The sequence below is a fragment of the Haloplanus rubicundus genome (assembly GCF_003342675.1).
Classification (GTDB): Archaea; Halobacteriota; Halobacteria; order Halobacteriales; family Haloferacaceae; genus Haloplanus; species Haloplanus rubicundus.
Genome location: NZ_CP031148.1, coordinates 981313 through 999054, shown reverse-complemented (window position 1 = coordinate 999054; position 17742 = coordinate 981313). Strand labels below are relative to the sequence as shown.

General features: G+C 66.8%; 19 protein-coding genes and 1 pseudogene. 8 read left to right on the top strand and 12 right to left on the bottom strand.

All coding sequences use genetic code 11. The features are described from left to right. Positions 1-250: 250 nt before the first annotated feature. Positions 251-526 (bottom strand): hypothetical protein, encoded by a 276-nt coding sequence (locus DU484_RS06035; RefSeq protein WP_114605387.1) that lies wholly within the window; start codon positions 524-526, stop codon positions 251-253. Between the two features lie 2 nt (positions 527-528). Next, positions 529-1629, bottom strand: a complete 1101-nt coding sequence (locus DU484_RS06030) for an SPFH domain-containing protein (protein WP_114605386.1) — start codon at positions 1627-1629, stop codon at positions 529-531. 290 nt (positions 1630-1919) lie between these two features. On the opposite strand from DU484_RS06030, the gene DU484_RS06025 reads away from it, so the two are divergent. Next, on the top strand, positions 1920-2393 hold the full coding sequence (locus tag DU484_RS06025) for a hypothetical protein (protein WP_114605385.1): 474 nt from the start codon (positions 1920-1922) through the stop codon (positions 2391-2393). 95 nt (positions 2394-2488) lie between these two features. Here DU484_RS06025 and DU484_RS06020 read toward each other — a convergent pair whose 3' ends face one another. Continuing rightward, positions 2489-3697 (bottom strand): CBS domain-containing protein, encoded by a 1209-nt coding sequence (locus DU484_RS06020; RefSeq protein ID WP_114605384.1) that lies wholly within the window; start codon positions 3695-3697, stop codon positions 2489-2491. A 192-nt stretch (positions 3698-3889) separates the two neighbouring features. On the opposite strand from DU484_RS06020, the gene DU484_RS06015 reads away from it, so the two are divergent. After that, positions 3890-4285, top strand: coding sequence for a hypothetical protein (locus DU484_RS06015; RefSeq protein WP_245957293.1), 396 nt, complete (start codon positions 3890-3892; stop codon positions 4283-4285). Here the strand turns inward: DU484_RS06015 and DU484_RS06010 are convergent. Together DU484_RS06010 and DU484_RS06005 are read right to left on the bottom strand one after the other, a co-directional pair. Beyond that, positions 4282-5820, bottom strand: a complete 1539-nt coding sequence (locus DU484_RS06010) for a hypothetical protein (RefSeq protein ID WP_114585260.1) — start codon at positions 5818-5820, stop codon at positions 4282-4284. The genes DU484_RS06015 and DU484_RS06010 overlap by 4 nt on opposite strands. 42 nt (positions 5821-5862) lie before the next feature. After that, positions 5863-7719 (bottom strand): aldehyde ferredoxin oxidoreductase family protein, encoded by a 1857-nt coding sequence (locus DU484_RS06005; RefSeq protein WP_187347769.1) that lies wholly within the window; start codon positions 7717-7719, stop codon positions 5863-5865. Positions 7720-7853: 134 nt separating this feature from the next. Here DU484_RS06005 and DU484_RS06000 point away from each other — a divergent pair, with 134 nt between their 5' ends. Next, positions 7854-8039: a DUF7333 family protein gene (locus DU484_RS06000; protein ID WP_114585258.1), complete on the top strand. Its 186-nt coding sequence runs from the start codon at positions 7854-7856 to the stop codon at positions 8037-8039. 54 nt (positions 8040-8093) lie between these two features. Further along, entirely contained in the window at positions 8094-9272 is a 1179-nt protein-coding gene (locus DU484_RS05995) for a mandelate racemase family protein (protein ID WP_114585257.1), read from the top strand. A 108-nt stretch (positions 9273-9380) separates the two neighbouring features. Here DU484_RS05995 and DU484_RS05990 read toward each other — a convergent pair whose 3' ends face one another. Further along, entirely contained in the window at positions 9381-10187 is an 807-nt protein-coding gene (locus tag DU484_RS05990; RefSeq protein ID WP_114605382.1) for a TrmB family transcriptional regulator, read from the bottom strand. Between the two features lie 382 nt (positions 10188-10569). Here DU484_RS05990 and DU484_RS05985 point away from each other — a divergent pair, with 382 nt between their 5' ends. The 3 genes and pseudogenes from DU484_RS05985 to DU484_RS05975 all read left to right on the top strand — a co-directional run bounded on the left by DU484_RS05985 (position 10570) and on the right by DU484_RS05975 (position 12520). After that, positions 10570-11370 (top strand): TrmB family transcriptional regulator, encoded by an 801-nt coding sequence (locus DU484_RS05985; RefSeq protein ID WP_114605381.1) that lies wholly within the window; start codon positions 10570-10572, stop codon positions 11368-11370. 278 nt (positions 11371-11648) lie between these two features. After that, positions 11649-12017: a UPF0175 family protein gene (locus tag DU484_RS05980; RefSeq protein ID WP_114605380.1), complete on the top strand. Its 369-nt coding sequence runs from the start codon at positions 11649-11651 to the stop codon at positions 12015-12017. Beyond that, positions 12014-12520, top strand: a pseudogene (locus DU484_RS05975) (twitching motility protein PilT). The gene DU484_RS05980 and the pseudogene DU484_RS05975 overlap by 4 nt, the downstream one beginning before the upstream one ends. 140 nt (positions 12521-12660) lie before the next feature. Here the strand turns inward: DU484_RS05975 and DU484_RS05970 are convergent. From DU484_RS05970 to DU484_RS05955, 4 genes are all read right to left on the bottom strand, one after another. Continuing rightward, a complete protein-coding gene (locus tag DU484_RS05970; RefSeq protein ID WP_114606721.1) occupies positions 12661-13251 on the bottom strand; it encodes a 50S ribosomal protein L15e in 591 nt (196 codons plus the stop codon). 127 nt (positions 13252-13378) lie between these two features. Beyond that, positions 13379-14299 (bottom strand): serine/threonine-protein kinase RIO2, encoded by a 921-nt coding sequence (locus DU484_RS05965; RefSeq protein ID WP_114605379.1) that lies wholly within the window; start codon positions 14297-14299, stop codon positions 13379-13381. Between the two features lie 106 nt (positions 14300-14405). Beyond that, the gene (locus DU484_RS05960) at positions 14406-14732 is read right to left on the bottom strand and encodes a hypothetical protein (protein WP_114605378.1); all 327 of its coding nucleotides are present in this window, start codon (positions 14730-14732) and stop codon (positions 14406-14408) included. 66 nt (positions 14733-14798) lie between these two features. Next, complete coding sequence (locus DU484_RS05955) at positions 14799-15512, bottom strand: NAD(P)/FAD-dependent oxidoreductase (RefSeq protein ID WP_114605377.1); 714 nt, start codon at positions 15510-15512, stop codon at positions 14799-14801. Positions 15513-15590: 78 nt separating this feature from the next. Between DU484_RS05955 and DU484_RS05950 the strand changes: the two genes are divergently transcribed. Next, positions 15591-16016: a CBS domain-containing protein gene (locus DU484_RS05950; RefSeq protein ID WP_114585251.1), complete on the top strand. Its 426-nt coding sequence runs from the start codon at positions 15591-15593 to the stop codon at positions 16014-16016. 12 nt (positions 16017-16028) lie between these two features. Here DU484_RS05950 and DU484_RS05945 read toward each other — a convergent pair whose 3' ends face one another. Together DU484_RS05945 and phoU are read right to left on the bottom strand one after the other, a co-directional pair. Further along, positions 16029-17066, bottom strand: coding sequence for a phosphate signaling complex PhoU family protein (locus DU484_RS05945; RefSeq protein WP_114605376.1), 1038 nt, complete (start codon positions 17064-17066; stop codon positions 16029-16031). Between the two features lies 1 nt (position 17067). Further along, positions 17068-17742 (bottom strand): phosphate signaling complex protein PhoU, encoded by a 675-nt coding sequence (phoU, locus tag DU484_RS05940; RefSeq protein WP_114585249.1) that lies wholly within the window; start codon positions 17740-17742, stop codon positions 17068-17070.

Here is a 17742-nt window from a genome sequence, read left to right as displayed (position 1 = left end):
CGACGGGACGGATCTATCGGTCGTGGCGGGCGTCCAGTCGGCGCCGTACCCCGGCACCGAATTCGACCGGGCAGTGGGGTCGCCTCTCGTCGTCTGGAGAGGAACGGCGGGTGACAACCGCCGACCGCGGTGGCAACCCGTCGGACACGAGGGAGTCCACGGAACAACGCGGACACCGCGACGCACGATACCGACGACCGATCAGTCACTATCCGGCCCCAGTGAGACACCGTGAAACGCACGGACCTCGTCACACGCTGGCGACGGAGTCGCTCATGAACGCGAACGCTATCCCCTTCGCCGTCTCCAAGTCGGCGGCGGTCCCGAGGTCACCGTCCCGCCCCGAGCGATGGACGATGTATTCCCAGACGTTGTCCCCGTCGATGACCTCGTTGATGTACACTGCGCTTCTGGTGTCTTCCTGTCGATAGAGGACCGTCGTGTAGTCCCGGCCCATGAGTTCGTCGTGTGTCGTCCGCTCGGTCTCCAACACCCAGCCCGCTGGTGGATTGCGTTCGGAAGTCATCGTCAGTCGTTCGTCTCCTCCTCCACGTGGCCGGCACTCGCGGCGTTCGAAGCCCCGTCCTTGACCGCCTTGGCCTGTTGCTCTAGCTCTTCGACGTCCATCTCGGATGCGCGGTCGATTTCGCCGAGGATCTCCTTGATGTCGTCGAGTCCGACGAGTTCGCGCGTCTCGGCATCGAACTGGAGGCTGTCTAGCTGCTGTCCGTCGGCCGCTACGTCGCTTCCCGTGAGGTGCTTGCCGTAGCGCCCCACCAGCGAGGTGAGTTCCTGCGGGAGGACGAACGTCGTCGACTCCCCCTGTCCGATCGCTTCGAGCGTGTCCATCCCTTTGTCGATGATCGCACGCTCGCCCATCGACTCCGCGGACTTCGCGCGCAGGACCGTCGAGATGGCGTCACCCTGTGCCTCGAGGATCTGGCTCTGTTTTTCCCCTTGCGCTCGAATGATGTTCGACTGCTTGTCCCCCTCGGCTTTCTCGACTGCACTCCGGCGTTCGCCCTGCGCTTCGAGGATCGTCGCCCGACGTCTGCGCTCCGCGCCGGTTTGCTGTTCCATCGCGTTCTGCACCTCCGGACTGGGATTGACCTCTCGGACCTCGACAGACTCGACGCGGATCCCCCATTCGTCGGTCGGTTCGTCGAGTTCCTTGCGAATGCGAGCGTTGATCTCCTGGCGCTTGTTCAGCGTCTCGTCGAGTTCCATGTCGCCGATGACCGCCCGGAGCGTGGTCTGGGCGAGGTTCGAGACCGCCGTCTTGTAGTCTTCGACCTCCAGAAACGCCTTCTTCGCATCCATCACGCGGAGGTAGACGACGGCATCCGCCGTCACGGGGGAGTTGTCCCGCGTGATCGCCTCCTGTCGGGGCACGTCCATCGTCTGTGTCCGCATGTCGAACGGGTACGTGCGCGAAACGAACGGCGGGACGAAGTTGATGCCCGGTTCGATCAAGCCGCGATACTCGCCGAAGACGGTGAGCGCCTCTTTGTCGTAGGCATCGACGATCCGCACCATCTGCCAGACCGTTACGATCGCCAGCACCAGTACGAACAGGCCAACGATCATTACCCCGAAACCGGAAGCCTGCAGCGGGACCAGATCGTACATGTGTCGCGTATTCGCTCCGCGACTGCGTCAAGGGACGAGATTTTCACGGCCTACGTGCTTTTTATTATTAGAGTAACACGATGGCGTCGTGGAGTCGCGTACAACGGGGTAGAAGTCGAAACACCACGTGGTCGAGAGCTATCGTAGCGTTTGGAACTGTTCGCACACCCGATCGGGTGTGCAATGACTTACAAAGGCTACGATAGTCCAGGAAGCCGACGCGAGCGTAGAAGTCGGACGTGCCGAGAATCGTTACCGGCCTTTATTATATTGTCCGTTTAACATGTGGTATGGCACTCGACGTAGCGGTTCCGGACCCGCCAGACCTCTCGAACCGAGGGAAGCCACGCGAGTTCGATTTGCAGGACGAGACGCTCGGGTCGGAGGACTTCTATCGGGAGGATCTCGAAGACCTGCTCCAGGAGGGAGCGTGGACGGAAGGGTTCAACGAGTGGACCGAGTACACGGACCTCGACGAAGAGCAGGTTCGAATCGTCAGCGACCTCGGCCTGTTCCAGGCGTTCGACTTCTACTGGGACCCCACCGACGATCGGCTTCGCTTCGATGCCCCGACGATTCCGGACGACTGGCGGGAGCGAGATGCGACCGACTCGCTCGAATCGAGCACGGTTTCGCTGATCGACGCCGCGTTACAGGATCTGGGCCGAGCCGTCTACGAGACGCTGGAGGACTACCTCGAACGGAACGAGGAAACCTCCGATTTTGGCTGGGGGAAAGAGACGTACGGCAAACGAGGCGAGTGACCCCCGCGTGAGTCTCGAATGACTGCGTACCGTGGTGGTGCGTCGGCATACTTCGTTCGAAGTGTAGTCGTATCGGCGTGTTCACTCCCGTTGCACTATGTCCCCCCGAGCCACCAGCCGTAGAGCTGTTCCTGTTCGTCTGTGTCGGGATGTTTCTTCGATTGGCCGTAGGTCTTCCCCTTGAGAAGCTGGCGTTCGACCGCGTTCGCCGCAAGACGAAGAGCGTGGGAGGCACCGTACCCCTCACCATCGGCAGTGAAGTAGCCACGGTCGGTGACCAGCCGAATCCGTGCCAGCACCAGCGGCACGCCCCGGGTCCGTTCCTTGTGCTCCTGCAGTTCGATGCTGGCCTTGATCACGCTCATCTCGCCGTACTTCGAGGCCATGCTCTCGATCAGCGCGGAGACGTCGTCGTAGTCCATCCCCTCCAGCAGGTCGAGCCCGAACACCTGCACGGCGTTCCGGTCGTCGCGCTCCCAGGTGAGCGCCTCGATAATGTCCGTCTTCGTGATGATACCGACCGGCTCGTCGGTGTCATCGGCCGTGACGACGAGCGAGGAAATCTCCCGGTCGAACATCGTTTCGACGACCTCGTCGAGCGATGCGCTCCGCTCGACCGTCGCGACTGCGTCGGACATCAGGTTCCGGACCGGCAGGTCGAGCATCCGGTCGGCGTCACCCTCGCGCGCGCCGAACCCACCGCGGTTCTGCCCCCCGCCACGGCCACCAAAGCCACTCGACGACCCGCCCTGGCTCTTGCTGCCGCCCCGCGTCGTGAACTCGATGACGTCGTACAAGCTCACCATTCCTGTGAGATCCTCACCGTCGACGACTGGGAGGTGAGCGATACCAGCCTCTCGAAGCAGATTGAGCACTTTCCCGATCGTGGTTTCAGGGCTTGCACTGATCAGCTCTGTCGTGTAGGCGTCGTCGACGGTCGCTGCGTCGAGAAACGGGCGCACAGCTTCGAGGACCGCATCGCCGGTTACCACACCGACGACGCGGTTATCCTTGAGGACGGGGAGCGTTTTGGCGTCGCTCCCGATCATGAGCCGCGCGACCTCGCGGACGTCTTCGGTGCGGTCGACCGTCGGGACGTGCTGTACCTGTGAGCCGACCTTCGCGGACGGCTGGTTGGACGAGGACGCCAGCTGTCGGCGACTCACGATGCCGCGATACTCGTCGCCGTCCGTTACGACGACGGCGTCGAGTTCCTGATTCTCGAATGCCCCGGCGACTTTCGAGAGGGGGGTTCCGATGTCGAACTCGGTGAACTTTGTCGAGAGTATCTCGGAGATATCCATGGCTAACTCTCTAGTACGAGGGGCGCAGGCCCGTTATGTCTGTCCCACCCCTGATTGTAGAGGGGGACTGCGCGAAGTGACGTTTTGTTCTGTGTCGGCCGTATGCATTGAGACCACTAGTCTCGACGACTGGGAGATCGAAGCGGCGGCCGGCGCCACTACCCTCTTGACGCCGGGGCGAGAGCCGTCACCATGGCCCTCCGCGACCACCTCCGACCGTGGCACGGCGTGATGCTCGTCGTCTTCGGCGTCGGAACCGCCATCACCCTCCTGCGTGCCGGCACCATCACCGTCGAGACGGCCCTCCGAGCCGTCCTCTCCGGGCTCCTCGGTCTCGTCGTCTTCCAGTTCACCGTCGGCAACGTCTGGGGCTACGCGGTCGAGTACCACAACGCCGGCGGGGAGTGGACCGATCTCCCCTTCCTCGCCCCCTTCGTCACCGCGGGCGTCGCCGGCGTCGGCGTCGCGGCCCGAACCGGGAGCGCCGGCCTCGGCGCGTGGACCGCGTTCTGGGCGTTCGTCGTCGTCGCCGCCGTCGTTGCACTGGGGGTGTGGTTCGTCGCCGGTTACCGCGGTGCCGGCGCCTAGTAGACGAGCAGTTTCCAGAGCAGTTCGCCCGGCCGGGGCGGGCCGAGCGCCGCCGGCCGGTCCACGTCGATCCCGACCGCGAACGCGTGGTCGACGCGTCGCTCGATTCGGTCGGTCGTCTCGCCGGCCGTGACCGTCGCCGCGAACCGGACCTCGATCCGTTCGAGCGTCCGGTTCTCGCGGTCCACCACGGCTCGAATCCGCGCGACGCTCACGTTCGTGATGCGGTCCGGCGAGACGCCCTGGACCGCCTCGAAGGTCGGCCGCGCCCCCGTGAGTTCGAGGACGAGGCGCTCGTCGCTCCGGTCGGCGACGCGCCAGCCGTCGACCGGCGCGGGCGGCTGGAGGCCCCCCTCGCCGTCCCAGGCGTAGCCCGTGGTGTACAGCAGGTAGTCCGGCGACGCCCGAACCGTCCGGCCGTCGTCGACGGTCCGTTCCCCGAGCGCGACGGGGTCGAACCCGCGGATCGGCGGCGATCCGGCTCCCGCGCTCGCGTAGACATCCGGCCCGCGTGCCTCCCCGGCGAGTCGCTGTCGGTACTGCCGATCCGTCCGGTCGAGGCGGCGTTCGACGACGAACGGCTCCCCGTCGGGGTCGTCGCCGTCGAGGATCGCGAGCCGGTAGCGGTGGTCGGCCCGGAAGGTGTTCCCGAGCGCCGTCGCGTACGCCGCGTCGGGGTCGGCGGGGAGGGCGTCGGGGGCGGAGTCGACCGGTCGCAGTTCCGCCGTCCGGACCCCGGCGGCGCCGACGACGAGGCCGGTGCAGAGGAGGGCCGCGAGCGCGAGACGCCGACGGTCCGGGCCGCGAACGCGGGGGGCCGTCCACGCCCGGTACCGGGCGGCGAGGACCGCGGGACCCAGTATCAGAATCGGGAGGGCGACTCCACCGCCGAGCGCCGCGGCGACGACGGCGGAGCGCCGGAGCCGGCCGGCCTCGAGTCCGACCGCGAGCGAGAGACCGAGGAGGAGGGCGAACGCGACGTGGAGACCGAGCGCCCCGGCGACGGCGCGGGGGGACCGGGTCGGGGCGAAAAGCGCCGTCCGAACCGCCCGCCGCGGCGTCGCCCCGGCGAGGAGGCGACCGACGGCGATGCCGGGGACGGCCCACGCGAGGAGCGTCCCGACGACGACACCGAGGACGGCGCCGCCGACCTGAGCCGTCGTCCCGAGCGCGTCACCGTATCCGAGCGCGTACAGCGCGGCGCGAATCGGGGTATCGAGAAGCAGGAAGCCGGCGGTCCCGAGAAAGAGGGCGGCGGCGTGCCCGACGACGGCGGCGACGACCAGCGTCGAGAGGGCGGGCGCGTCGCCGTCCGCTGGACGGGCATCGGGCGGGAGGGCGGCGCGGACCGTCGACGCCGCCAGCCCGAACCCGACGACGGCGATCACCGGCGGACAGAGGAGGGCGAGGGCTGGCGGGCCGTGAAGCGCGAGGCCGATTCGGAGCGCCACCTCGCCGAGGGCGACGGCGGCGGCGACGGCGAGGAGGCGGGAGCCGTTCAGGGCGGCGTGGAGGGCGGCGCGAAGGGCGGACACGCGTCGGTGTTTCGGAGTGAACGGGTTATACGTCCCGGCCGATCAGTCCGCCAGTTCCGCCATGTCGAGGGCGTCGAGTCGTTCGGCCGTGGGAATCCCGTCGTCGTCCCACCCGCGGAACTCGTAGTACTCGTCGAGCATGGCGGACAGCTCCTCCGGGGGGCAGTACATCCCCTCGGCCGGCCCGTCGGGGATGGGTTCGTGCATGACCCGATGTGAGAGCGTGTCCGTCTCGCGGCGCGCGACGCCGCGCTCGACGTTGATGAGGCGTTCGAGGTTGTAGATGCGCTCGCCGATGCGCTCCACCTCGTCGGTCGAGAGGTCCCAGCCCGTCGCCGCGTTGATGGCGTCGCGGTAGCGGTCGGTGACGCGCTTGTCGTAGCCGCCTTCGCTCACGAACCGACACTGGGTGAGGGAGTCGCCGAGGGCGGTGAAATGTTGGGTGCGGGCGGCGAAGGCCGGGGTACCCTCCGTCGTCTCGGCGTGTTCGCCGTCGTACTGGGGCGTGGGACGAGTGTCGTGGTGGGAGCCGCCACGCGTCGACGTGGCGTAGCCGATGCTCATCCCCTTCAGCCCGCGGGGGGAGTGAGCGGCGAACTCCAGTCCCTTGGTGCCGTGGAGGTAGCGTTCGGCCTCGTCGTCGAGTTCGGCGGCGAGGCGAAACGACCCCTCGGCGAGTCGGTCGCCGAACCCCTCCCGGTGTGCGGTCAGGCGCGCGAGTTCGACGAGACCGTCGGCGTCGCCGAACGCGAGGTGGGGGCAGTCGTCGTCGTCGAGGAGACCCTCGTCGTAACACTCGCGGGCGAAGGCGACGGAGACGCCCCACGAGATGGTGTCCATCCCCAACTGATCACAGAGGTCGTTGGCCTTGATCACCCGCTCGACGTCGAAGACGTCGGTCATGGTCGCGGTGCCGAACAGGCTCTCGAACTCGGGGATCTTCGCGTCGGTGACCCCCTCGCTCTCGACGGTGACGTGTTTGCCACAGGCGACGGCACAGTTCGCACACGTCGTATCCTCGGTGACGTACTCCTCGCGGATCAGTTCGCCGCTGATCGCCTCGGCCTCCTCGCGGGGTGAGTGTTCGACCCGGTTGTTCCGCCGCCCGAGTTTCCCCATCTCGTTGATGGGGTTGACGAGGCCGGCCGTGCCGTACTCCTGGAGCATCTCCGTCTCCTCCATCAGCGGCTGCATCCGACTCCCCACGAGGCTCCGTAAGTCGCCGTCTGCGGCGGGGTCGGGGCTGAAATCGCCCTCCTCGACGACGACGGCTTTCACGTTTTTCGACCCGAGGACGGCGCCGGCGCCGCCGCGGCCGGCGACCCCCTCGCGCATCTCGGAGTCGTGGAGCAGGCAGGCGAAGCGGACGAGGTTCTCGCCCGCAGGACCGGCGGCGATGACGTGAACGTCGTTGTCGGCGTCCGCGGCCGCGAGTTCCTCGACCTCGGCACAGGTCTCGTAGGTGCCGAGGCCCGCGAGGTCGGGCGCGGGGACGACGCGTGCCCCCTCCTCGTCGACGTGGACGTAGGAGAGTTCGTCGGCGGCGCCGTGGAGGACGACGCTCTCGAACCCCGTCGTCTTCTGGGCACGGGGGAAGGTGCCGCCGAAGGTGCTGTCGAAGAAGCCGTTGGTCTGCGGGCTGACGAAGCCGACGACGCCCCGACTCGTCGACTGGAACGGCGTGCCGTTCATCGGTCCGACGGTGAACGCGACGACGTTCTCCGGGTCGAACGGGTCGGCGTCCGTGGGCACGTGGTCGTGAACCGCCTTCGCCGCGAAACCGTTGCCGCCGAGGAACCGCCGGGCGTCGGCGGAGTCGATAGTCTCGACCTCGCTCTCGTCGTCGTCGAGGTGGACGTGGAGGCTCTCCCCGCCGTAGACGGACGGTAGATCGGTCACGCTACGTCTCCGTCGGCGCATCGGCCCGCCGGGTGGCCGCAGTGGTCGTGTGTGACATGGAGGGGTGTCGTCGCTCCGCGCACAAATCAGTTGCCGGTCGCTGACCTTTTCACCACGCGATACCGTCTTCCTCCATGGAGTTCGACTTCGGCAAGTCGGTCGGCGTACTGGTGGCGATTACGGCCGTCGCCACGGTGGGGCTCACTAGCGTGATGGCGCCCGGAACCGTCTTCATGATGGTGTTGCCCTCGATGGTCGTGTTCGCCGTCGTCGCCTTCTTCCTCGGCATGAAACACGGCGAGTACCGCACCGCGCGGTAGACACGGACCGACGGGTCCGGTAGCGTTAATCCGCCGGGCCGGGACCGACGAGGCATGGGACCACGGATCACGCGCATCGAGAGCACGGAGTTCGAGTACCCACTGGCGGACGTGGGCGTCGACGACGCCGGCTTCAACCTCGTCTACGAACCGGGGACGACGACGACCCGGAAACTGTTCGCGGTCAGGGTCCATACCGACGCGGGCGTCACCGGCGAGTACGTCGGCGGCAACTCCCCCGCGGCGGCCCAGTACAACACGGTCGCGAACTACCTCGTCGGCCGGAACCCGCTGGACCGCGAGAAACACTGGTCGGAACTCAAACGCGCGCTCCGCAAGTACGACCGCATGGGGATCGGACCGATAGACATCGCGCTCTGGGATTTCGCGGGCAAACACTACGACGCGCCGATCCACGAACTCCTCGGCACCTACCGCCGGACGATGCCGGCGTACGCGTCGACGTACCACGGCGACGAGAACGGCGGCCTCGACTCCCCCGCGGCCTTCGCCGACTTCGCCGAGACGTGTCGGGACATGGGCTACGGCGGGTTCAAGATTCACGGGTGGGGTGGCGGCGACGCCCGCCGCGACCTGGACCGCGAGATAGCGGCCGTCCACGCCGTCGGCGAGGCCGTCGGGAGCGAGATGGACCTGATGCACGACCCCGCCTGCGAACTGGAGACGTTCGCGGACGCCCTCCAACTCGGCCGCGCCCTCGACGAGGAGGGCTTCTACTGGTACGAGGACCCCTTCCGCGACGGCGGCATCTCGGGGCACGCCCACCGAAAGCTCCGGCAGAAGCTCGACACGCCGATCCTGCAGACCGAACACGTCCGGGGGCTGGAACTCAAATCCGACTTCGCCGCCGGGGAGTCGACCGACTTCCTCCGCGCCGACCCCGAGTACGACGGCGGGATCACCGGTGCGATGAAGATCGCCCACGTCGCCGAGGGGTTCGGCATCGACGTGGAGTTCCACGCCCCCGGTCCCGCCCAGCGACACTGCATCGCCGCGACGCGAAACACGAACTACTACGAACTCGCCCTGGTCCACCCCGAGGCGGCGAACACGCAGCCGCCGGTGTACGAGGGCGACTACTCCGACATGATCGACACCGTCGACGCCGACGGGTGCGTCAGCGTCCCCGAGGGACCGGGCCTCGGCGTCGAGTACGACTGGGACTACATCGAGGCCAACGCCACGGGGAGCACACACGTCTACGAGGGGTGACGCTCGTGGCGGTCGAACGGCTCGTTCGCGTGGGCGTGGGCAGTCCGTTCGCCCGTGCGCAGCGTGGCGACGCCGCCGACGAGCACACCCCGGGCCCGGTGATCACGGCTACTCCGGGTGTGGGTCGCGTTGCGGCAGCAAGCCCTGCGCCAGCAACCGCCGCGAAATCACGACGAGTCCGTTCCGGAACCCGCCGCCGAAAATCGCCTGTTCCTCGCCCGTCTCGGGCACGAGCGTACTGACGAGGATGGTCGACCCGTCGACGAGCAGGAGCCGTCCGATCGCCAAGTCCTCGACGGAGTCCGTGCCGCTGCGCAGCCAATCCAGCCCGGAGAGGAACGTGGTGGCGTTCGGGACGGCGTCGTGAATGTGCGCTTCGAGCGCTTCGGTTACCGCACCGATCAGCAGATCCACCTCGGGACCAAGTTCGATCAGGCTGTCGATCAACTCTTCCGTCAGCAGCGATTCGTCGCCGAGCACCAACACGACCTCGTCGGTCGCATCGCCGATGAGCTGGTTCGACCGGTTCGCAATCGCGTCCGTCCCGGACATCGACCAGACCTCCTGGATCGGGTCTTCGTCGGTCTGGTCCACTGGATCGGCCTGTTCGAGGGCGTTCGTGAGGCGGTCGACACGAGCCTCGTACTGGTCGCGAAGGGTTTCGGTCGCCTCCTCGAGCGGAACGGCCCGAAACCGCTGTGGACTGGAGTGCTGGACTTCGACGAGTCCCTGTGCTTCCAGCACCCGGACGGCGTCGTAGACCCGCGTCCGAGGAACGTCGGTGATCTCGCTGAGCTGTTTCGCCGTCCCCGTCGAGAGGCGTGACAACCCGACGAAACACTTTGCCTCGTACTCCTTCAAGCCGAGTTGCTGGAGTACCTCGACTGCTTCTTCGACTGTTTCGTGTGTGTTCATGTGTCCCAACTCGTAACCCCCGAGATGCCCGGAGTTCTCGAAACGTTGGAGCGCTGGCCGGATAGGCGTTGTCACTACTCGGGAGCTCGATTCACTGGTGGGACGGAGCCACTCTCCCGAGACGACAGTCGATACGCCCTATCGAAACCGCCCACGATTAGTTGTCACCCACAGAATCACAGTTTTCAGGATGTGAAATAGATAGATTCCTGTCCGATTACAGTTTTGCTTCGCACTTTAACTCAGTTAATCACAAAAGAAATATACTGCTCAAGATCGTACTACGAATCCGGCACGCGGCTCGGAATTTGTGTCCCAACCACAACCCGATGCGTGCCGGCCCCGGCCACGTTCCGTGGCTGGGTTTCCGAAGCCACCGACCATGACTCCTGATCCGTCCGACGATCCCCGCTCGGCCGCCATCGAGCAACTCGAACAGTTCGGCCTCAGCGCGTACGCCGCGCGGACGTTCGTCGCCCTCGTGAGCCTTGGCACCGGAACGGCGAAAGACGTGAGTGGGGTTTCGGACGTCCCTCGGACGCGGGTGTACGACGCGATAGACGAACTCCACGACCTCGGGTTGGTCGACGTACAGCAGTCCTCCCCCAAGGAGTTCTGGGCGATTTCGGCCGACACCACCGCCCGAAAGTTCGAACGGGAGATCGATCACCGACTGTCGGTCCTGACGACGGCGCTGGACGAACTCGAACCCGTTCGACGGAGCGAGGAACAGCGCGGGGTCTGGACGGTGGACGGGCAGGCGACGGTCACCGACCGCGTGGTAGAGTTCGTCGAGGGTGCGGACGACGAAGTCGTCTACATGACGGTCGAGGATCTGCTCACCGAGGACGTCGTCGACGCGTTACGCGACGCCGCGGAGCGCGGAGTGACGATCAGCCTCGGTGGCGTCTCGGCGGACGTACAGGAGCAGATCGGAACGGAGATTCCCGGTGCCGAACTGTTCGAATCGCTGTGGGTCTGGTCGGACACGCCCGCGGGGCGGCTCATGATGGTCGACGGCACGCAGACGCTCGTGAGCGTGCTCGTCAACGGTCACGATGCACCCCCGACGGACCCACGGTCGGAGACGGCGATCTGGGGCTCCGGGGAGACGAACAGCCTCGTGGTCGTGCTGAAGGCGATCTTCACCTGGCGGCTGGAGGGGTCCGAGCCCTCCGAGTGAGATTCGGGAGCGAAGACGGAGTCCGGCGAGCCGGAACCCACTCGGTCGGGTCGAGTTGATCGGGCGGACGAGGGCGCCGTGACGCGGAAGCCGCCGACGGTTCTGAAAGAGAGTGACGTTCTGTCCGCAGTGTCGAGTGGCGACGCTGGCAGACGGCTCGGAGAGTCGGGGAGCGCTCCCGGTCCGCCGGCCGCCAGAAGTTGAGACCGGCCTTCTCAATGCATATGGATTCTGGCGCAGTTCATAAATAGTATGAAGTCGTAGTCCGAGATGGAACGATGGCACGAATCACTGGATCGTATCCAGACGACCTCGACCTCCTCATCGAGGGTGCTGTCGAGGCTGGTGTGTTCGGGGGCAAGAGCGATGCGTTGCGAGAGTTCGTGCGTGAATACTTCGAGGATCACGAAAACGAGCGTATTGCAGCTGCGGTGGCCCTCTATGAACGAGAACGGATCACACTCGGTGATGCTGCGAGACTTGCTGATGTCGACCGCTGGACGATGCGCGATATCCTCCGTGAACACGGCGTTGACCTCCGCCTCGGGCTCGTTGACGAAGACGACGCAGCCTACGAGGTAGGGGCAGCAAGCGAACTCGAATTCGATGATGAGGACTCGAACGACGTGGAGTCACCTACGGAATGACAGGTGGCGGAATTCCAACGAATCCGAGCGTCCTGAACACGACTGTCCTCTCGAATTTTGCGTATATCGACCAGTTGTGAGTGGTTGCAGGACTCTCTGGAGTCTGTACGGTTCCAGTCGTGCACGAGGAACTCGAGAACGGTGTTGGTGATCATCCATATCTTCAATCCGCACTCGATACACTCGACGACGAGATTCCAGTCGCGTCGGTTTCGGACACCGTTTCAAATAGAGAGTCGGTCGTCAGCGATCATCTCGATCCCGGCGAGGCTCAAGCGTTCGCCTTGGCGGACGCAGAGGACGGTCGTCTGCTGACGGATGACGGAGATGCCCGATCATTTGCGAAAGAACAGGGCGTGCCCGTGGTCGGATCCGTCGGTGTGCTCTTGGCTGCTATCGATGCCGAAAAAATCGACGAATCGATCGCTGACGAGTGGCTGTCGACGTGGATCGGTGAAATCGGGTACTACGTTCCACACCAGTCGATTTCGGAGTATCGGTGACTACGCATGCCGCCTCCTCCATAGCGGGTGTAGTCTCAACTTCCAGCCGGCCGCCCTTCTGTATCGCGACATGCGATTTATCGCCCGGCGACGCCGGCGCCGTCGCTGGCGGACGCTGAGAACGGAAAAGCGGAGCCGCCCTACTTGCCGCGGCGCCGGTCGCCGCTCACGCTGGGTCGGGTGTGTTCCGTGCCCTTGCCGCGCTTTCGCTGCCCGCGGCCCTTCTTGCCGGCGCTGGTCTTGCCGCGGAACGCCCGGCCGCGGTGACTGTCGTCACAGATCCAGTTCAGGTCGTCGTCGCTCTGGATGGCGGGATGCTCGGGGTCCACGAGAATCACTTCGTGCCACTTCTGCGAGCCGTCCTCGCCCACCCAGTAGGAGTTGAGCACGCGGAGGTTGGGGTACTTGCGCGACGTGCGCTCTTCCGCGATGCGCTGGATGCTCTTGCGGCGGCCGAGGCGGTTGACGCCCTGGCGCTTCGAGCGTCGCCCGGCCTTGAATCGGCGCTTGCGGGCGCCGCCCTTGCGCACCGACGTGCGGACGACGACGATGCCCTGTTTGGCCTTGTAGCCGAGGTTGCGCGCCTTGTCGAGGCGGGTCGGGCGCTCGATGCGCTCGATGGCGCCCTGCTCGCGCCAGTCCTGTTTTCGTTGCCACTGCAGTTCGGCGAGTGCCCCGTCGTCGGGGTTCTGCCACGCGTCCCGGATGTGGGAGTAGAAGCTTCGTGCCATGGGTTTCACCACGGGCGCTTGCGATTCAGCGTCGCCGAAGTCGGCGAGCCACATGTCGTCCCGACGAGTCGGGTGCCCGCTGGGGCCCGTCGACCAGCGAGTTAGCCGTGCTACCGCCCGGTTCCGTTTAAGGACTTCGACTCGTCGCGAACTCCCGCACCGTCTGGAAGTCGCCCTCCGCGATGGCGTCGGCCACTCTCGCCACGTCCACGTCGGGGACGACGGCGGGATACTTCCGGCGGAAGAAGCCGACCAGATTGCTCACGTCGCGTTCGAGGAGTTCGGCGGCGTTCGCGTGGTCCGTGGGCACCGACTGGGGCCAGTCGAAGATCGTGATCCCCGACTCCGCGACGGCGACGTTGTGTTCGCTCAGGTCGGCGTGGACCATGCCCGCCTCGTAGGCGTCGGCCACCTCCCCGAGCACCAGGTCGAGGACGCCGACGACCTGCGCGTCGTCGAGTTTCGCACGCGCGAGTTCGACTCCGTCGAACTTCGTCATCAGGATGGCGTGGCGGTTGTGGTCGACGGGTCGCGGCACCGACACGTCGGGATAGAGGGTTTCGAGCGCGTCGTGTTCGCGCTCGGCCGCCTTGCGCGCCGTGTAGAGCCACGAGACGTGGTGGTGGTCGGCGGTGTACTCGCGTTCCTTGTTCACCTCCCGGAAGTTGGTGTAGCCCTCGCGGTGGAACTTCAGGGCGAGCGGGCGGTAGGACTGGGCCTCGTACACGTCGCTCTCCTTGCCGACGCCGAGGGGCGCCCCGACGCCCTCGATGGTGTCCCGCTCCGCGAAGGTGTGGAGGGCGAGCACGTCGTACCCCTCGAAGGTGAGCTGGTAGCCCTCGTACTGGATGGTCCGGCGCTCGATCAGGTCGCGTTTCATGCAGCGATCCAGCCGGTAGTCCACCTCCTCGGCGGTCAGGTTCGCGTACTCCGGCAGCTTCCCCCGGTTGACCCACTCGCTGAATCGCATCCCCTGCTCGACCCCCGAGAGCAGATAGAAATCCTCGGGGTCGAGGTCGGCCACCACGCTGGCGACGTTTTTGACCATACCCCGACTCCGCGGCCGAGGGACAAAAGCCCCCCGCGTCGGGGGAATAAATCGTATGTCGCGATATCGAATGCCGGTCGACGGGCGAGCGCCGACACCGACGGCGTCAGGTCTCCGGTTCGGGAAGCGGTTCGACCAGGAACACGTAGTCGTCGTAGACGCCGTCCAGATTCGTCGGACTCTCCTCGTCGGTGTGGGCGCGACAGAGGTAGGCCTCCGCGGTGACGGCGCCGTGACCGGTCTCCTCCTGATATCGCTCGATCACGACGAACGTCGCGGGCTCGTTGCATCCGCGCCGGTGACACGTGAGCGGCCGCTCGTCGGGCGGTTCGGCCTCGTCGCCGCGTTCGCGTGCCTGGTCGATGTCCCGTCGCTGCTGGCGTTTCGTCTCGTGGCGGGCTTGCTCCTCCCGCCCCTCTTTGGTATCTGGCATCGTCCGAGATAGGACGATGAACGTGATAACGCTGTGGTGGGGCCGCGGACTACCGGCGACGACCCGTCACTCGTCGAGGCTCGGATGCGTCGGCTGGTCGGAGGGGTGAGCCGCCGCGAACCGCTCGCGCATGTGTTCGCGGGCGGCGTCCTCCCGACGACGGCGCTCGGCGTCGTCGATCTCCTCACAGCCCGGCGGCAGGTCCCGGCCGCGGTCGGTGAAGTAGCCGTCGGGCGCCACCCAGTCGTGGTAGAACGGTTCGTCGGCGTCCTCCAACAGCGTCACCGCCACCTCCGCGCCGTGCCCGGCGCTCACGACCGCCTGGTGGGGTTTGGCCGCCAGCCTCCCGGCGGCGTACAGCCCCGGGACGCTCGTCCGTCCGCGCTCGTCGACGGCGACGAACGGTTTCCCGCGGTCGACGACGTCGACGCCGTCGGGCAGGTAGTCGACGGTGTTTTTCGTGGCGGCGACAACCCGGTCGGCGCGGTAGCGGTCGCCCGCGGCCGTCTCGGCGGTGAACGCGTCGTCGTCGCGGGCGAGTCGGGCCACCTCGCCCTCGCGGCGCTCGGCACCCGCCCGGTCGGCACCGTCGGCCATCAGGTCGAGCAACAGACGGGCGTTGACGCCGGCGGGGAAGCCGGGGTAGTTCTCCAGATGGGCGTTGCGTCGGAGGATGGAGTCGTCCGAATCGAGAACGAGCGTCTCGAAGTCGGCGCGGGCGGTGAACGTCGCAGCGGACAGGCCGGCGACGCCACCGCCGACGATCAGGACGTCGTACATACGCGACGGCACGCGGGCATCGTACTTGTCGGCGTCGCCCGCGACAGCGTTATGCCATGTGAAGACGTACCACGTTGGATGGAAGACGTATTCGTCGGGAGCCTCATGTCGTCGCCGGTCCACACGATCGGTGGCGACGCTACGCTCCGGGAGGCGGCGGCGGTCCTCCTGGATCACGGCATCGGGTCCGTCGTCGTCGTGGACGACGCCGGGCGTCTCGACGGAATTCTCACGGCGACCGATTTCGTCACCGTCGTCGCCGACGGGACGGGCGACTACGATCCGGCGACGAGCGTCGCGACGGCGATGAGTACGGACGTGGTGACGACGACGGCCAACGACACCGTCGAGGCAGCGGCCGATCTGATGATCGAATCCGGTCACTATCACCTGCCGGTCGTCGACGCCGACGGCGCCGTCATCGGCGTCATCACGAGCCACGACCTGACGGCGTACGTCTCGACGGTGCGGACGCCGAGCCCGCCGTCCCGGGATACTGCGTAACAGGGGGTGTCGCTACGCGTCGGGGCGGACGCTCGCCCGGAGCGCGACGCGGGCGACGTTCCCCCCGCACTCGGCGGTCCGGGCGAGGCTCGCGAGCACCCGCGAGAGGGCGTAGGCGTCCGGCGGGGCGCGTTCGAAGAGCGCCTGATCGAGGGCGCGCACGTCGTCGACGACCCGATCCCGCCGATCCAGCGCCTCGTGGGCCCGCTCGGCCGACCCATCGAGGGCGGCCGTCGTCGCCGTCTCGACGACCCCACGGGCCGCGTCGGCGAGCGGGCGGAGTTCGGCGAGCGGACCGTCGTCGACGGCGGCGTCCATGCGGTCGGCGAGCGAGCCGATTCGGACGGCGTGGTCGGCGACTCGCTCGAGTTGACGCGCCACGACGAGGGCGTCGAACAGTTCCGAGCGGCGCACGTCGAGGGCGTCGACCTCCTCGAAATCGACGAGCGAGCGGTTGGCGTGGCGGGTGAGCATCTCGAACAGGCGGTCGGCCTCGTCGTCGCGTTCGTCGAGCGGGTCGGCCGCCGTCTCGTCCGGGGTGCGTTGTGCCACGCCGCCGTCCGCGTCGCACGTCACGCGCTCGACGGCGGTGCGTTGCATCGAGAGGGCGGTGAACTGAAGCTGGATCACGGACTGCCGGATCGACACCTCGGCGGCGTCGAGCAGGTTCTCGACCGTGATCCGGTCGGGCATCTCCTCGACGACCGACAGGCCGACCATGCTCCGGACGAGACGGCGGGCGGCCCGTCGCTCGTCGGCAGTCAGTTCCGCCCCCTCGGGTGCGACGAGCGTGACCGCGTCGTAGCCGACGACGTAGGCGGCACGGAGGGTCCGCTCCACGGCGTCGGTGTCGGCCGAGGGCAAGGTGATCGTCGTCGCACCGAGTGGCTCGCCGTCCTGAGCGGCGCTCCGGACGACGAGCGACCCGTCCGTGTGGGGGTAGAGGTGGATCGGCATCCCCGCTTCGAGGTGGTGGTCCGTAGCCCACTCCTTCGGAAGCGACACCGAGTACGTCGATCCGCCGACCTTCTGGAGCTTTCGCGTCTCCATCTCAGACGAGCTCCGGGTCACTCTCGATCATATAGAGGGTGCGCGCGGCGATGTTGACCGCGTGGTCGCCGACGCGTTCGAGGTCACGGATCACGAGCAGGAGCCGCGACACGTCGTCCAGAAGCTCCTCGACGGCCCAGGAGTCCCCCTCGTCGACCTCGCGTTCGATCAGGTCCCGGACGACCCGCTCGCTCGCGTGCTGGCACAGCGCGTCGAGTTCGTCGTCGCGTGCCGCAATCTCCCGACACAGCTCGGCGTCGTCGGTCCGGTAGGCGGCCATCGCGTCGTCGAGCATCGAGCGCGCGCGGTCGCCGATGGCCGAGAGGTCCACCTCCTCGAAGCGCTTGCGGTCCGCCGCGAGGGTGTACTGTGCGAGGTTCACGGCCAGATCCCCGACCCGTTCGAGGTCGGTGACGATTTTGAACGACGAGGCGACGAAGCGGAGGTCGCCGGCGACGGGCTGCTGGCGGGCGAACAGCTGGATGCACGTCGATTCGAGGGCCAGATACCGGCGGTCGACCGCGTCGTCGGCGCCGGCCACCTCGCGTGCGACCGCCTCGTCGACCGTCGCGAGCGCCGCCAGCGCGCGGTCGAGGCGGTCGGCGACGAGTTCGCCCATCGCGAGCACCTCGGTGCGAAGGTCGGCGAGCGACGACTGGTACTCCTCCCGGGTCAC

Bases quoted from the DNA above. Each gene is read 5' to 3' on its own strand.
- DU484_RS05950 (WP_114585251.1), top strand. From the start codon at position 15,591: ATGGAAGACGTATTCGTCGGGAGCCTCATGTCGTCGCCGGTCCACACG.
- DU484_RS06000 (WP_114585258.1), top strand. From the start codon at position 7,854: ATGGAGTTCGACTTCGGCAAGTCGGTCGGCGTACTGGTGGCGATTACG.
- DU484_RS05970 (WP_114606721.1), bottom strand. From the start codon at position 13,251: ATGGCACGAAGCTTCTACTCCCACATCCGGGACGCGTGGCAGAACCCC.
- DU484_RS06020 (WP_114605384.1), bottom strand. From the start codon at position 3,697: ATGGATATCTCCGAGATACTCTCGACAAAGTTCACCGAGTTCGACATC.
- DU484_RS06015 (WP_245957293.1), top strand. From the start codon at position 3,890: ATGGCCCTCCGCGACCACCTCCGACCGTGGCACGGCGTGATGCTCGTC.
- DU484_RS06035 (WP_114605387.1), bottom strand. From the start codon at position 526: ATGACTTCCGAACGCAATCCACCAGCGGGCTGGGTGTTGGAGACCGAG.
- DU484_RS05990 (WP_114605382.1), bottom strand. From the start codon at position 10,187: ATGAACACACACGAAACAGTCGAAGAAGCAGTCGAGGTACTCCAGCAA.
- DU484_RS06025 (WP_114605385.1), top strand. From the start codon at position 1,920: ATGGCACTCGACGTAGCGGTTCCGGACCCGCCAGACCTCTCGAACCGA.
- DU484_RS05985 (WP_114605381.1), top strand. From the start codon at position 10,570: ATGACTCCTGATCCGTCCGACGATCCCCGCTCGGCCGCCATCGAGCAA.
- DU484_RS05945 (WP_114605376.1), bottom strand. From the start codon at position 17,066: ATGGAGACGCGAAAGCTCCAGAAGGTCGGCGGATCGACGTACTCGGTG.
- DU484_RS05965 (WP_114605379.1), bottom strand. From the start codon at position 14,299: ATGGTCAAAAACGTCGCCAGCGTGGTGGCCGACCTCGACCCCGAGGAT.
- DU484_RS05980 (WP_114605380.1), top strand. From the start codon at position 11,649: ATGGCACGAATCACTGGATCGTATCCAGACGACCTCGACCTCCTCATC.
- DU484_RS05995 (WP_114585257.1), top strand. From the start codon at position 8,094: ATGGGACCACGGATCACGCGCATCGAGAGCACGGAGTTCGAGTACCCA.
- DU484_RS06030 (WP_114605386.1), bottom strand. From the start codon at position 1,629: ATGTACGATCTGGTCCCGCTGCAGGCTTCCGGTTTCGGGGTAATGATC.
- DU484_RS05960 (WP_114605378.1), bottom strand. From the start codon at position 14,732: ATGCCAGATACCAAAGAGGGGCGGGAGGAGCAAGCCCGCCACGAGACG.
- DU484_RS05955 (WP_114605377.1), bottom strand. From the start codon at position 15,512: ATGTACGACGTCCTGATCGTCGGCGGTGGCGTCGCCGGCCTGTCCGCT.